At 29.9% G+C, this 14,348-nt stretch carries 8 protein-coding genes; 1 reads left to right on the top strand and 7 read right to left on the bottom strand.

All coding sequences use genetic code 11. The features are described from left to right. Positions 1–127: 127 nt before the first annotated feature. On the bottom strand, positions 128–1,882 hold the full coding sequence (locus tag RR561_RS01610) for an ABC transporter ATP-binding protein (protein WP_106776161.1): 1,755 nt from the start codon (positions 1,880–1,882) through the stop codon (positions 128–130). Then, entirely contained in the window at positions 1,879–3,618 is a 1,740-nt protein-coding gene (locus RR561_RS01605) for an ABC transporter ATP-binding protein (protein ID WP_332505669.1), read from the bottom strand. Before RR561_RS01605 ends, RR561_RS01610 begins: the two co-directional genes overlap by 4 nt. Positions 3,619–3,792: 174 nt before the next feature. On the opposite strand from RR561_RS01605, the gene RR561_RS01600 reads away from it, so the two are divergent. Further along, positions 3,793–4,626 carry a MerR family transcriptional regulator gene (locus tag RR561_RS01600; protein ID WP_332505668.1) on the top strand — a complete coding sequence of 278 codons (834 nt, stop codon included), beginning with the start codon at positions 3,793–3,795 and terminating at the stop codon, positions 4,624–4,626. Positions 4,627–4,782: 156 nt separating this feature from the next. On the opposite strand, the gene RR561_RS01595 is transcribed toward RR561_RS01600, so the two are convergent. From RR561_RS01595 to RR561_RS01575, 5 genes are all read right to left on the bottom strand, one after another. Further along, a complete protein-coding gene (locus RR561_RS01595) occupies positions 4,783–7,881 on the bottom strand; it encodes a type I restriction endonuclease subunit R (RefSeq protein ID WP_332505667.1) in 3,099 nt (1,032 codons plus the stop codon). Between the two features lie 68 nt (positions 7,882–7,949). Continuing rightward, a complete protein-coding gene (locus tag RR561_RS01590) occupies positions 7,950–9,107 on the bottom strand; it encodes a restriction endonuclease subunit S (RefSeq protein ID WP_332505666.1) in 1,158 nt (385 codons plus the stop codon). Next, complete coding sequence (locus RR561_RS01585) at positions 9,104–10,648, bottom strand: type I restriction-modification system subunit M (RefSeq protein WP_332505665.1); 1,545 nt, start codon at positions 10,646–10,648, stop codon at positions 9,104–9,106. The genes RR561_RS01590 and RR561_RS01585 overlap by 4 nt, the downstream gene beginning before the upstream one ends. 253 nt (positions 10,649–10,901) lie before the next feature. Beyond that, positions 10,902–12,734, bottom strand: a complete 1,833-nt coding sequence (locus RR561_RS01580; RefSeq protein WP_332505664.1) for a DUF262 domain-containing protein — start codon at positions 12,732–12,734, stop codon at positions 10,902–10,904. Next, complete coding sequence (locus tag RR561_RS01575; RefSeq protein ID WP_332505663.1) at positions 12,724–14,103, bottom strand: DUF262 domain-containing protein; 1,380 nt, start codon at positions 14,101–14,103, stop codon at positions 12,724–12,726. The genes RR561_RS01580 and RR561_RS01575 overlap by 11 nt, the downstream gene beginning before the upstream one ends. Positions 14,104–14,348 lie beyond the last annotated feature (245 nt).

Genomic DNA, 14,348 nt, shown 5'->3' with positions numbered 1-14,348 from the left:
GGTATTTTTATCTACCCACTCTTTTTATCTATACAGTCAATTTTTCTTTTACATAATTAAGTGAAAAATCACAACCATATATATCATTTTAGATTATAAGATACTAACATCTTTTTTCTATAAAAGCCTATGCTTGATTTTGAAACTGACTCATATACAGCTTCTCATAAAAGCCCTTCTTTTCCATTAATTCATTATGGTTTCCTTGTTCAATAATAGTTCCATTGTTCATAACAAGGATTAGGTCTGCATTTTTAATTGTTGAAAGTCTATGGGCAATTACAAAGCTAGTTCTCCCCTCCATAATATTTTTCATAGCTGTCTGAAGCATTAGTTCTAGTCTAGTATCAACTGAACTAGTCGCCTCATCTAAAATTAAAATTGCTGGATCTGCTAAAAATGCTCTTGCTATTGTCAAAAGCTGTTTTTCACCAGCAGATATATTTGAAGATTCTTCATTTAGTATCATATTATATCCATCAGGTTGCGTTTTAATAAAATGATGCACATTTGCAATTTTTGCAGCATTTATAATTTCCTCTTGTGTTGCATCTTCTTTTCCGTACTTTATATTGTCAGCAATCGTTCCATTGTAGAGCCAAGTATCCTGTAAAACCATAGCAAATATTGAACGTAAATCATCTCTTTTCATATCTTTAATGTTGACACCATCAACTTTAATAGCACCTTTATTAACGTCATAAAAACGCATCAAAAGATTTATAAGAGTTGTCTTTCCTGCACCTGTTGGTCCAACAATGGCTACCATCTGCCCACTTTTTACATTGACATTTAAATCTTCAATAAGCTCTTTATCTTTATTATATGCAAAAGATACTTCTTCAAAACTAACATTTCCCTCTACCTTGTCTAACTTTATAGGGCTGTCAACTTTTGGCACTTCTTCTTTTTCTGATAAAAATTCAAACACTCTTTTAGATGCTGCCATAGCAGATTGAATTGATGCTGATAATTGTGTTACCTGCTCTAGTGGTTCATTTAGCTGCCACATATAACGTACAAATGCCTGAAGCTGTCCTATTGTGATAGCTCCTGTAATTGTAAATACAGCACCCAATATACAAACTGCTACAATTGCTATATATGTAATCAAAGATATTAGCGGAGACATTAGCCCAGATATAAATTGTGCCTTAAATCCATTTTCACAGAGATTGCTATTAATATCCTTGAATTCTTCTATAGAATCTTCTTGCTTTCCATAGAGTTTTATTTCATTTACTCCTGTATATCTTTCTTGAATGTATCCATTTAAACTTCCAAGTGCCTCCTGCTGGCTTTTAAATAAATCAGAAGAATGTTTCATAATAAATCTCATAATAATAGCACTTCCTGGTATCAGCAAAATTGCGACTATAGCCATAATTGGATTTATATAAAACATTAGTGCTATAGCAAAAGTAATAGACAAAAAAGCACTCAATATTTTCGACAAACTTTGCTGTAGTGCATTTGATATAGTATCTATATCATTTGAGATGATACTCAAGATATCTCCAACCGTACGTTTATCAAAATAACTAATTGGTAATTTTGCAATTTTCTTTTGCACATCATTTCTCAGATCACGCATAGTATTTTGAATAGCGTTTGTCAAAAAATATTGTGATCCATAGTTACAAATTGCATTTCCCATATATATAAGAAATAATATTTTTAATATATTAATAATATAAGCAAAACTTATACTTGCTCCCGGTACTTTGTTCATAATATCAACAACATCATCTTTAAGCCTTGTTGTAATAAATCCCTCAACCATCGGTGCTGCCGATAAAAATATAGAATATGCCAAAGTAAGAAATATAGCAACTATAAAAAATTTCAAGTATGGCTTTATATATGGATAGAGTTTCTTCATAGTCCTAGTTCCTCCTTTGTTAATTGTGATTCTGCAATTTCATAGTATATATTGCAAGATTTTAGTAGTTCATTATGAGTGCCTACTCCAACCACTTCTCCTTCATTCAATACTATTATCTTATCAGCATCCATTATTGTACTAATCCTTTGTGCAACTATAAAAACAATAGATTCTTTTGTTTCTTCTTTTAGTGCTGAACGTAAAGCCGCATCTGTCTTATAATCAAGAGCAGAAAAACTATCATCAAAAATATAAATTTCAGGCTTTCTTATCAAGGCCCTAGCGATAGAAAGTCTTTGCTTTTGACCTCCCGATATATTTTTTGCACCTTCACTTATATATTCCTCTAATTTATTTGGCTTGTTTTCAATAAAATCTTTTGCCTGCGCTATTTCAATTGCATGCTTTAATTCCTCTTCTGTTGCATCTTCCTTACCAAATCTAATATTTTCTTCAATAGTTCCCTTAAATAAAAAAGCCTTTTGAGGTATAAAACCAATTTTTTGACGTAGTTTATTGAGCTCATAGTAACGAATATCTAAGCCATCAATTTTAATTGAACCACTTGTAACATCATAAAACCTTGGAATTAAATTAATCAATGTACTCTTTCCGCTTCCTGTACTCCCTATAAATGCTACTGTCTCACCCTTATTTGCAAGAAACGATATATTATTTAAAACAGCTAGCTCTCCATCTGGATACTGAAAACTAACATTATCAAATTCTAGGCTTCCTTTACTTTTATCCAAAGTATCTACAACACTATTCTCTTTCGGACTTTTAACTGACGACTTTTCATCGAGTAATTCTTGAATACGGTTAGCAGATACCTGTGCTCTTGGATACATTACAAACACCATTGAAAATAGCATAATCGATAACATAGCGTGGAACTGATAATCTAAAAATGCAACCAACTGACCAATCTGTAGAGTACCCTTATCAATCATTAAACTTGATATCCAAAATACTGCTATCATTACAAAATTCAATAATAAGAAAAATGCTGGTTGCGTAAAAGACATTATTTTAAATAATTTCTTTGAGTTAGTCGCATACTCTTCATTAGTTTGTGAAAAACGCTCTGCCTCAAATTCACTTTTTCTAAAAGCTCTAATTTCACGAACTCCTGTTAAATTTTCCCTTGAAATAAGATTTAATTGATCCATTCCCTTTTGTTGTTTCTCAGAAAGTGGACCAGTTAACTTTGCAAGGATAATAACTCCCACAACTATAAATGGTAAACTTGCCCCTATAATCAAAGACAAGTCAACACTTGTTCTAACAGTCATAAAAACACTAATAACAATCATTACTGGTGCTAAAAGTGCCGTTCTAAACAACATATTAGAAAATAGCATTAATTGAAATCCATCATTAGTTGTTCTTGTAATCATTGATGATACACCAAATTTATTGTATTCTGTGTGTGAAAGCTTCTGTGAATGAGCAAAAACATCATTTCTAATATCTCGAATCATATAGGTTGAAATTCTTGATGAGGCAAAAGTTAGTAAAACCGTACCTAAACCTCCAATAATAGATACAATCAACATTACAATCCCCATATTTTTGACATATCTTATATCGCCATTCGCTATTCCATTATCAATTATCCATGCCATAATAGTTGGAATTCCAAGCTGTACTATAACAAAGCTGAGAATACCTATTATATTTAACAGGATTAGTTTCGGATATCTTTTTAGATACTTTAACATTAACTTCATAACATAACCCCTTTATCTTCTTTATAATAATTCAGTCATAATACTTGACAGCAGACGACTGTTTTTCTATTATAAACTATAAGGTTATCTTATAGTCAAGAAATAATTTTTTATTTAAAATATTGACCATAAAAATCAAATCTTTAAAATATAATTTAGAATTGAGGTTATTATATGTCTGAAAATAAAAGTGAATATTTGACAACAGGACAGTTTGCAAATATATGTGGAATAGCCAAGCATATTTTATTCCATTATGATGAGATCGGTCTATTTCAACCTGAAATCACAAAAGAAAATGGCTACCGTTACTATTCCTTCCGCCAAATAGATACTTTTTCCATTATATCTGCTTTAAAAAAACTAGGAATGCCACTAAAAGAAATTAAAAAATTTATGGATGAAAGAAATCCAACAAAACTAGTAGAACTCTTGGAGCAAAAATCTGAAGATGTAGCTAAAGAAATTGTAAAGCTTGAAAATACTAAACGTGAAATAGATTCTCTTAAAGAGCTAACGGAAAGTGCAATGTCCTCAGAGTACAATATAATTGAAATAGTCTATCATAAAGCTATGAAAGCTATACGCAGTACATCTATGAATGACGACAACTCCTTCTCCAACTTTGAAACAACTTTGATTGAATTTAGAAAAAATAACAATACAAGTATGATTGACTTTCTAGGAACATCACTTACCGTTAAAAATATACTAGACGGAAAGCTCGATAATTTTTCTTATATCTATACAAAGACTAACAATTATGATGAAGGTAATGATACTCTCATAAGAAAAGAAGGTTACTATCTACAGGTCTACTACAAAGGTAGCTATAATGATATTGATAAGATCTATAAAGAGATTATCAAGTACGCAGAGGAACACAATATAAAGCTTGGAGCCAACGCCTATGAGGAGTATATGATATTTGAGATTGGCACAAAAAATAGGGACGACTATGTTACATTGATATTGCTTGAAATTGATGGTGAACTGCAAGATAATTAATTATATATTAAACATTTAATTCTTTTTCTATCAACTATTCGCAATAATACTAATACTTTCTAAAAGTTTTTATAAATAAAGCTAGGCTATAAAGTATCTTAATAATTAAAATAACTTATATCCTAGCTTTTATATTTTTATTCAATTATATCCTTATTAAAGACTTCCACCCACACCTTTAAATTTATCTACAAAACTAGATATTCTTTGAAAAACACCTTGTTTCTTTGTTAGATATTTAGGGTTAAGAGGGCTCATTCTAGGAAGTACTTCATTGAGTTCAGTACCATTTTCACTAGCATATTCTTTCCTTAATGAATTTAAAATATATCTTTTCGCTGCATCTTCATTAAGCTTTTCATCCTCTATTAATTCATCTGCCTCACGACTTTGCTCAGCCTGAGCAAATGAAAAGAAAGCATCTATAATACTAGCCTTATCCTCTATTCCATCTAAATTCGTTTTATTTATAAAATCAACTACTAGACTTTCTTTTGCACGATTTCCAACACTAGAACGAATAAGGCGACGTACCTCTTCAACAAGTGTTTCCTTATCCTTTGTTTTTTTGTTATTTTCAAAAATAAGTTCAAGTATATAATCTAAATTAATTTCTTGAGATTTTAAAAGATCTACTTCAAACACTACATCATCCCATTCAATAGAACTCTCTTCCATTCTTTCTGAAAGTTTATCATGTCTAGCCCATTCTCTAATATCATTATAAGAAGACCTGTAGTCCTGAATTAACCTTTCACTAGGAACTTCTATGTCCCTCATATGACATATATCTTCATCTGTTATAGCATAGTGATTTTTTATATCTTCTATTTCTTCAGTATCCTCTATATCTATATCTTGTAAGCTCTTTAATATTGAAAATTCATCGTAATTTTGTAATATATTTTCAACACGGAGGTATTCTCCAAATAATTTAGTGAATTCTTTTTTATCCTTTTCAGTAACAATATCCTCTGTACTAGGAAACTTCTTATTTAACTCCCCTACAATATCGAGATACCCTCTATGTGTATCTCCAGTCAGTAAGTCATCAAAGCCTTCCATATATTCTTTATAACTTTTTTCAAGAACAACATTTTTTGTATTTTTATCTCCAAAAAGTGTAATTGTATCTACTGTCGCCTTTTCTAAATCTCTAAAAGTGACGATATTTCCAAATGTTTTAGTCGCATCATAAATACGATTTGTTCTTGAAAATGCCTGCATCAAACCGTGATATCTAAGATTTTTATCTACAAACAATGTATTTAGCCTCGGTGCATCAAAGCCAGTTAAAAACATTCCCACAACAATTAATAAATCAATCTCTCTATTCTTAACCCTCTTAGCAAGATCTCGATAGTAATTTTGGAATTGATTGCTTTCTACACTATAGTTTGTCCTAAACATTTTATTGTAATCTTTAATTGCATAGCTTAAGAATTCCTTCGCACTTGAATCCATTGCAGAAGGTTCAAAGCTCTCATCTAAAATCTCACCAATAGACATCTGCTCTTCATTTGCAGCAAAAGAAAAAATTGTAGCTATCTTAAGTGGATTATCCCTATCTTCCTGTAATTTATTGAGCGACTCATAATAAAGTTTAGCAGCATCTACACTACTTACAGCAAACATAGCGTTGAATCCTGTTCCATTCCCCTTTAGACGATGAGTTTTTGTCCTAAAATTATCTAAAATATACTCTGAAACCTCTCTAATTCTCTCAGGATGTAAAAGAGCCTCCTTGTTTTCAGCTGCCGATAGCTTCTTTTCATCTTGCTCCATCTCAATAGATTTGAATCTTAATCTGACGTCATTATAATCAACTTTAAACTTTAAAACTTTTTCATCTCGAATAGCATCAGTAATCACATAAGAATGTAGCTCTCTACCAAACACTGATGAAGTAGTTTCCGAACCTAAAGCATTTTCTGGAAAAATAGGAGTTCCTGTAAATCCAAACTGATAAAACTTTTTGAATTTCTTTTTAATATTTTTTTGAGCCTCTCCAAATTGTGATCTATGAGCCTCATCAAAAATAAAAACAACTTGTTTGTCATATATAGGTAAATTTATTTCACCTTTTATAAGGTTATTCAATTTTTGAATTGTTGTAACAATAATTTTATTATCATCTTTTTCTATATTTCTTTTCAGACCTGCTGTACTATCTGAACCATTGACACTATCAGGAGAAAAACGTTGATACTCCTTCATAGTTTGATAATCTAAATCTTTTCTGTCTACAACAAAAAATACCTTATCTATAAAATCTAACTCTGTAGCTAAACGAGCAGCCTTGAAGCTAGTAAGCGTTTTACCAGATCCAGTTGTATGCCAAATATATCCACCACTATCAGAATTGCTCCAAGCTTTAGAGATATAGGAACTCTTAATCTTCCATAAAATTCTCTCTGTAGCTGCAATTTGATATGGACGCATAATCAAAAGATTATCATTAATATCAAAAACAGAATACTTCAACAGAATATTTAATAAAGTATTCTTCTCAAAAAATGTAGCTGTAAAATCCTTTAAGTCTTTAATCAAAGTATTATCTGCCCTTGCCCAGTTCATAGTAAAATCAAAACTATTTTTATCCCTTTTCGTAGTATTTGCAAAATACCTACTATCCGTACCATTTGAAATTACAAAAATCTGCAAAAACTTATACAATGAATTCTCTGAATTAAAACTTTCCTTACTGTATCTATGTACCTGATTGAAAGCCTCACGAATAGCTATCCCACGTTTTTTGAGTTCAATCTGTACCAAGGGTAAGCCATTCACTAAAATAGTAACATCATATCTATTCGCATAGCTACCTACTTGTTCAAATTGAGAAATAACCTGCATTTTATTATTTCCAACATTCTTTTTATCAACTAGATAAATATTTTGAATATGGTCATCATCAAAAACAAAATCATAAATATAATCATTATGAATTTTTCTAGCTTTATCAATGGGAGTATCACTTGGATTATCTAAATAGCTATCACAAAACCTAATCCATTCAGCATCAGTAAACTTCACATCATTTAATTTTTCTAATTGTACACGAACATTTTCTAACATTTTTTCAGGACTTCTTAAATTTGGAAGATATTCATAGCCCTGATTCTTTAAATCTTCAATCAGTTCTCTTTCCAAATCATATTCATTTTGATAACTCTCACAAACCTGTAAAGACTTATCAAATTTGTCTAAAACTATAAAATTATTTGATTCTGCAACAGTCTTATAAGTATACATATATTTCTCCTTCAAATATCTTTAAAACAGATTTATAAAATTCAAGAAGGTCTTTAATATTTTAAAATCTATTTATCTTCTTTTTCTTTTGGAAAATTAAGCAACATATCTCTATAATATTCATATTGTTTTTGTCTTAGTTCTATCTCACGAGGCAAACCTTCAGTTATAGATGAAGTCAAAGTATCAAACTTATCTAAAATGGACACAATACGTTCTTGTTCTTCAAGAGATGGTATAGGTAATATTAACGACTTTATAATCTCTGAATTTAAATTACTTACTGAACCACTATTAATTTTACTTAACCAATAACTTTGAACTAAATTAGAGGACAATAAATGATATAAAAAATCCGAATTAAATTCATTATTAAAATCACTAATTGATGCCCACCCATCATGAATAGCACCATCAATATCCAATATGTATGGTCGTCCAAAACTCATAGAATTTGATATAATAAAATCTCCTTTCTTTAGTATTCTAGACTTTTGAGATCCTTCTCTTGTAATTTTTTGACTTGTTTTAATTACATATTTAGAATCTAATGTAGTATCTCCTATTTTTATCCAAGGAACACCATCATCACTATTCGTAATATATTTTGATATAGGACGTGGTGAAGCTCCTCTCTGTATTTTTGAAACATCTCCCAATTTTTTCCATTCTACTTCATTATCATCAAAAGTTAATAATTCATCTCTATAGTATTCATATTGCTTTTTACGAGCTGTAAGCTCTGCTGTAAGCTCTGCTGTAAGCTCTGTAAAATTATCTAAAATTTTGACAATTTTTTCTTGAATATCTAGAGGTGGGATTGGGATTAAAGTTTCTTTTGCTGAAGACCAATGCCTTTTGTAATTAAGTTCTTTTTTATAAAAATTTTTAAAAGAATAGAATATATATTTGGTATTATCTTTTTTAGAGTTAAGAATCTTTAACCCATCAGCCCCTTGAATAAATTCAAAATTTACATATTTAATATGCTCTGAATGATCTCCAAATATAATGCATTCTTCAAATTTCACAGTTTTTATATCTTCATCTGTGTAACCTGCTATAAACTTAATTCCCTGGTCAACAATAGGTATTTTACCTTTTTCACGATACATTTCTCGTTTTACTTTTTCTGGCGCTGTAATTACATCAATTACTTCTCCCAATGTCTTCCACTGAACTTCCACTCCATCAAGAAGTTCTTTCATAAATTTTTCATCTATCATGATTGAATCTCCTCAATTATTTTATCTATTTCTATTCTTAAAGTATCTATTTTTTCAACTGTTGATTTTATTTCTTTATTAAGTTCTACTATATCAATTACTTCTCTAGTGTCTTTTGCCTCAACATAGCTACTCACAGATAGATTATAATCATTTTCTTCTATTATTTTAGGTGTAACTGATTTTGAAACATAATCAATATCTTCTTTGCTATCAAATATATCTATAATATTTTCTATATGTTTTTCTGTCAGAATATTATTATTTGTTTCTTTTTTATAGAAATCTTCTCCACTTGCATCTATAAATTGAACATTATTATCCAACTTACTTTTTGATAACACTAATATATTTACAGATATTGAAGTTCCATAGAAAAGATTTGGTGCTAGTGAAATAACCGTTTCAATAAAATTATTTTCAATTAAATATTTTCTTATCTTCTGTTCTGCTCCACCTCTATAAAAAATACCTGGGAAACAAACTATAGCTGCACGTCCTTTACTTGATAGATAGCTAAGACTATGAAGTACAAAAGCAAAGTCAGCTTTTGATTTTGGAGCAAGTACCCCTGCTGGAGCAAATCTTTCATCATTTATTAAAGTTGGATCATCCTTTCCTATCCATTTTACTGAATAAGGTGGGTTTGAAACTATCGCATCGAAAGGTTTATCATCTCCAAATTTTGGATCCGTCAGTGTATTTCCTAAGCTTATATTAAATTTATCATAGTTTATATTGTGTAAAAACATATTCATACGTGCAAGGTTATAAGTTGTATGATTTATTTCTTGACCAAAAAAACCATCCTGAATTATGTGATCATCAAATTGTTTTTTTGCTTGTAATAGTAATGACCCTGATCCAGCTGCTGGATCGTAAATTTTATTTATTTTTTCTTGCTTGTGTATAGCAAGCTTAGCGATAAGTTCAGAAACACATTGAGGGGTAAAGAATTCTCCCCCTGACTTTCCTGCATTTGCTGCATAATTTGATATTAAAAATTCATAGGCATCACCAAAAAGATCAATTTGATTTTCTTCAAAATTTCCTAACTTTAGACCTTCAACACCTTTTATTACTGCAGCCAAGCGACTATTTTTATCTTTTACAGTATTTCCTAACCTATTACTTGTTGTATCAAAATCAGCAAAAAGTCCTTTTATTTCTTGCTCTGATGGATATCCATTTGCTGAACTTTCTATTGAAGAAAATATTGTTGCCAAGTCTGTATTTAAACTTTCATTTGTATTAGCATTTTTAGCTATATTTGAAAAAATTTGGCTAGGATATATAAAGTAACCCTTTGATTTAATTGCATCATCTTGTATATCTTTACCTATTGCATCATCTGAAAGATCCGCATATTTAAATGCATCACCATTTTCCATATGACTAGAAAAATGTTCACTTATAAATCTATAAAAAAGAGTCCCTAGGACATATTGCTTAAAATCCCATCCATCTACTGAACCCCTGACGTCATTGGCTATTTTCCAAATCTGTGCCTGAAGTTCCGCCCTTTGTTGACTACTTGACATATACCGTTCCTCCAATTATTTTAATAGTTTATTTTAACTATTTATTTTACTAACTACTTATATATTATAACATATACATCTATATATAAGTTACTTAAACCTTTAATCTATAGAATTAATGAAGCAAAATCATCCTATAATCGCTACATTGTTTGCTATTTTATCTATATTACTTATGAATAAGGCTATACCTATGTGACTAGCTTTGCCTTAGTGCTCTCATATCAATCAAAGTAAGGCTTTATACTATATTCTATAATCTAGATCTTTCCCCTTTACTTTTTAGGTATGAAATATCATTTCTAAAAATGTCAAACATCTTTTCTTTATGATCATCTGACTTGTCTTTTGTCCATTTACCATTACCCATACTTGTCATCTTTGCCATAATTTTCAACTTTAAGCTTTGTTTGATAATATTTTTATCTATTTCTATTTTTCTATCAGGAGATAAATTGGAGAGACTGGAGTTTCCAGATACTGTTATTAAAGCTAGATTTCCAAATCCATTTAAATTTTCATATTCCCAAACTTCTCCTTCAACTGGATGTTGTGGATAAAAATGTTCTATCGAGTTTCTAAATTGGAATTGCCAATCTTCTTGCATTGCTGATATAATTTTCTCCCCTTTGTATGAATAGCCATCCCTATATATTAAATAATCGAGGTAAGTAAATACAATTCCTTTAAATCCAAATCCACTGCTATTTTCTAAATCTGACTCAATAACTTTACCCCTGCAATAATCTTCTAGTATATTTATAATATCGGTTTTTTCATTCTTCAATAAGTTGGATAAAACAAGGGTAATCCAGTGCATAGTTTTTGCTGATGTATAAGTAATACGCAGGCAGGATTGAAGAGTTCTTAGCCTCTTATTATCGCCTTCATTACCTAAAGTGGCTTTGTACTTAGCTATGTGATCATCTTTCTTTAGGGTTTGCAAAGACCATCTTCCAGTACTTTTATAGTCTTTAGTAAATTCACGTTTCAAAATATACTTGTCAAATAAGACTCTACACTTCAGCAAATTAAATAAAAAATCTTTTGCATTTTCTTTTGCTTTTTCTTTTTCATTTGCTAGCCATATCCACGATAGACTTTTAAGGAATTCTTTATCGTCAAGGCTTACATCCTCTTCTTCATATTCTCTCATAACTGCATTTACCTGCAATAAGAAATCAGGAAATGAGAGAATTGATTCAAAACGTTCATTTTCATTTTCACTTTCATATTCATATTGAGAATCACTAGATAATTCATTACTTTTCAATATATCAATCAAAGATTTTTTACCACTCTGCTTCTCGTCTATAGAAATTTCTTTTTTTATTGAATCAAAATTTTCAATTGATTCACATAGGTCACTCCAATCCTTGTTAAATATGCTATTTCTTATGTTCACATCGAATTGCATCTGAACATACAAACTCATATCAGAACATTTTTCCCAAATCAAAGAAGCAGCCTTTCTATCATCATCTTCAAGTACTTCTAATAATTTAGCCTTAGCTATTTCATGAACTTCCAATTGTTCTCCACGTGTATTCATAATCTCAAAATAATGGTTTAAGTCGATATCTTTTGGGACTTGAATTTTTATAAGAAAAACTTGCTCTAACTTTTTAATAAATTTCTTTTTATCAATATTTTTCATCTTAAAATAGTTTTCTATAATTTTAAAACCATTCAAAATTTCTGCTGATAAGTCTTCCAAATTCTCTGCTCGTATTAATTTTTCAATTGATTCATGCTTACTATCTGTAAGGTAAGAAAGGGTACGGTTTGATATTTCACGTGCCTCGAAACGAAAAGCTTCTTTTCTAAGTATTATCCCTAGATATTTTTCTAGAAGGTATAAAGTTGTTAGTCTTTGCTGACCATCAATAACTTCGTAAACATTATTATCTCTTTGGTTCACAATTAAGTTTCCTAAAAAATAGTTACTTTTAGAGCTTTCTATATCCTCAATTAATTGTACTATTTGAGTTTCCTTCCAAGCATAATTACGTTGATAAATCGGCACTAGATAATTTTCCTCATCAAATATGTGTAATACAGATATTTCTTTTAAATCATCCTTCATTTTCACACCATCCATTCCACTCACATAATAAATCATACACTGCTTTATATTTTTCTCTATTATTATTCTTCTCATCAATCTTTGGTCGTTCAAGCACAAGCAACTTTAATTCTTCTGGATTTCTCATTTCACTAATTTTGGAAAACATATCAATTCCATAATTTGCTCTTTTATGTTGCCCTATTGCATATTTATTGATTGTCTTCGGATATACTGCATACATTGTCAATCTTAATGAGTAACTCCATGAATAAAGTAATTTCATAACAGATTCAGTTAGGCTCTCAAGCCCAAACCTATCTGCAAAGAATAATAACGAGCATTCATACAACTGCTTAATATAAATATCACCAGAACGTTTGCTTGGAACTTGATCTTCTTTAAGATAATTTTCAAGCTTTTTTTGTATTTTCTCTAATAATTTTTCATAATGAAGTGTGTAATTAAAAAACCTTTTCCCTGCTATTAAAGGTTGCGTTAATTGAAATTGATTCAAGTATTTTAAGTTATGCCATTCATTATTAGCATATTCTTCTACATATAAATTACTAGCTGTATGGTAGGTTAAATAATTGTAGACACTTGCTGCCTCAATTCCTTTGAAACTTACTTCCTTAATTCCTTTGAAGGAGTCAATTTTACTTGAAGAGTAACCTAAACCTTCTTTTCTTTTATACCATTGAGTTAATGGGTATAAATAAATTTTAAATAGATCATCTAAATCCTCTTGCTTAATCTCTTCCCACTGCTTTATAATTTCAACTTTTTGCTTTTCAGATTCGCTATCCATCTCTCTTAGATGATATGACTTCAATAAATCATGAGGTGACAATGCCTTTCCACGATAATTTTGTGAGTCAAAAAATTGAAATGCCTCTTGCTCGCTATCAGTGACAATTTGAACGACTGTGCATTGATTTAGTAGATATTCTTCATAGTCTCGAAGTTCATCATCTTTTAATTCCTTAATTCTTCTATCTAATACTTTGAAATTTCTGATAATATTCCTCTCAGATAGTTCACTATATCTTTCTTTCAACATACCTTTTTCATCAGACAGTTCACTATATTTTTCTTTCAATATACCATTTTCATCATATCTTAAACAATAAATCAAAATTGATAAAGTCGTAAGCCTTTGTTGTCCATCAACAATACTATACTTTTCAGCTTCTTCTTTATGTAAAATTATTGATCCAAGGCGATATTCCTTAATTCCATTTTTAAAAGCCTGAAATGTATCATTAAACAATGTATTACTTGCTTTGACACTCCAACTATATGGTCTCTGATATGAAGGCAAAATTAAATCCATAGTAAATAATTCTTTTATTTTGCTTATTTTTAAATCTTTTTGAACTAATGCCATTATACTCCCCTTACTTTTTCTATAATCTTAATAAAGCTAACCTACTTCTTCAAAGCTGTAACTATGATGCACAAAGTTACACGCATTTCTGAGCAATCCACAAAATTTATATATCAGACACTTATATATTATATTATATTTATTTAATAAATAATTCAATTATTTATTTTGTTCATCTTGATTATCGTTAGTATTTTTTACCTTTCCTAGATACTTTATACAAAGCAAAAATCCGTGATTATCCT

Source organism: Peptostreptococcus sp., assembly GCF_036639115.1.
Lineage (GTDB): Bacteria > Bacillota > Clostridia > Peptostreptococcales > Peptostreptococcaceae > Peptostreptococcus.
This window is presented reverse-complemented; position numbering and strand designations above follow the sequence as displayed.

Coding starts and splice junctions, on each gene's coding strand:
- RR561_RS01590 (WP_332505666.1), bottom strand. CDS start 9,107: ATGATAGATGAAAAATTTATGAAAGAACTTCTTGATGGAGTGGAAGTT.
- RR561_RS01605 (WP_332505669.1), bottom strand. CDS start 3,618: ATGAAGTTAATGTTAAAGTATCTAAAAAGATATCCGAAACTAATCCTG.
- RR561_RS01610 (WP_106776161.1), bottom strand. CDS start 1,882: ATGAAGAAACTCTATCCATATATAAAGCCATACTTGAAATTTTTTATA.
- RR561_RS01575 (WP_332505663.1), bottom strand. CDS start 14,103: ATGGCATTAGTTCAAAAAGATTTAAAAATAAGCAAAATAAAAGAATTA.
- RR561_RS01580 (WP_332505664.1), bottom strand. CDS start 12,734: ATGAAGGATGATTTAAAAGAAATATCTGTATTACACATATTTGATGAG.
- RR561_RS01585 (WP_332505665.1), bottom strand. CDS start 10,648: ATGTCAAGTAGTCAACAAAGGGCGGAACTTCAGGCACAGATTTGGAAA.
- RR561_RS01600 (WP_332505668.1), top strand. CDS start 3,793: ATGTCTGAAAATAAAAGTGAATATTTGACAACAGGACAGTTTGCAAAT.
- RR561_RS01595 (WP_332505667.1), bottom strand. CDS start 7,881: ATGTATACTTATAAGACTGTTGCAGAATCAAATAATTTTATAGTTTTA.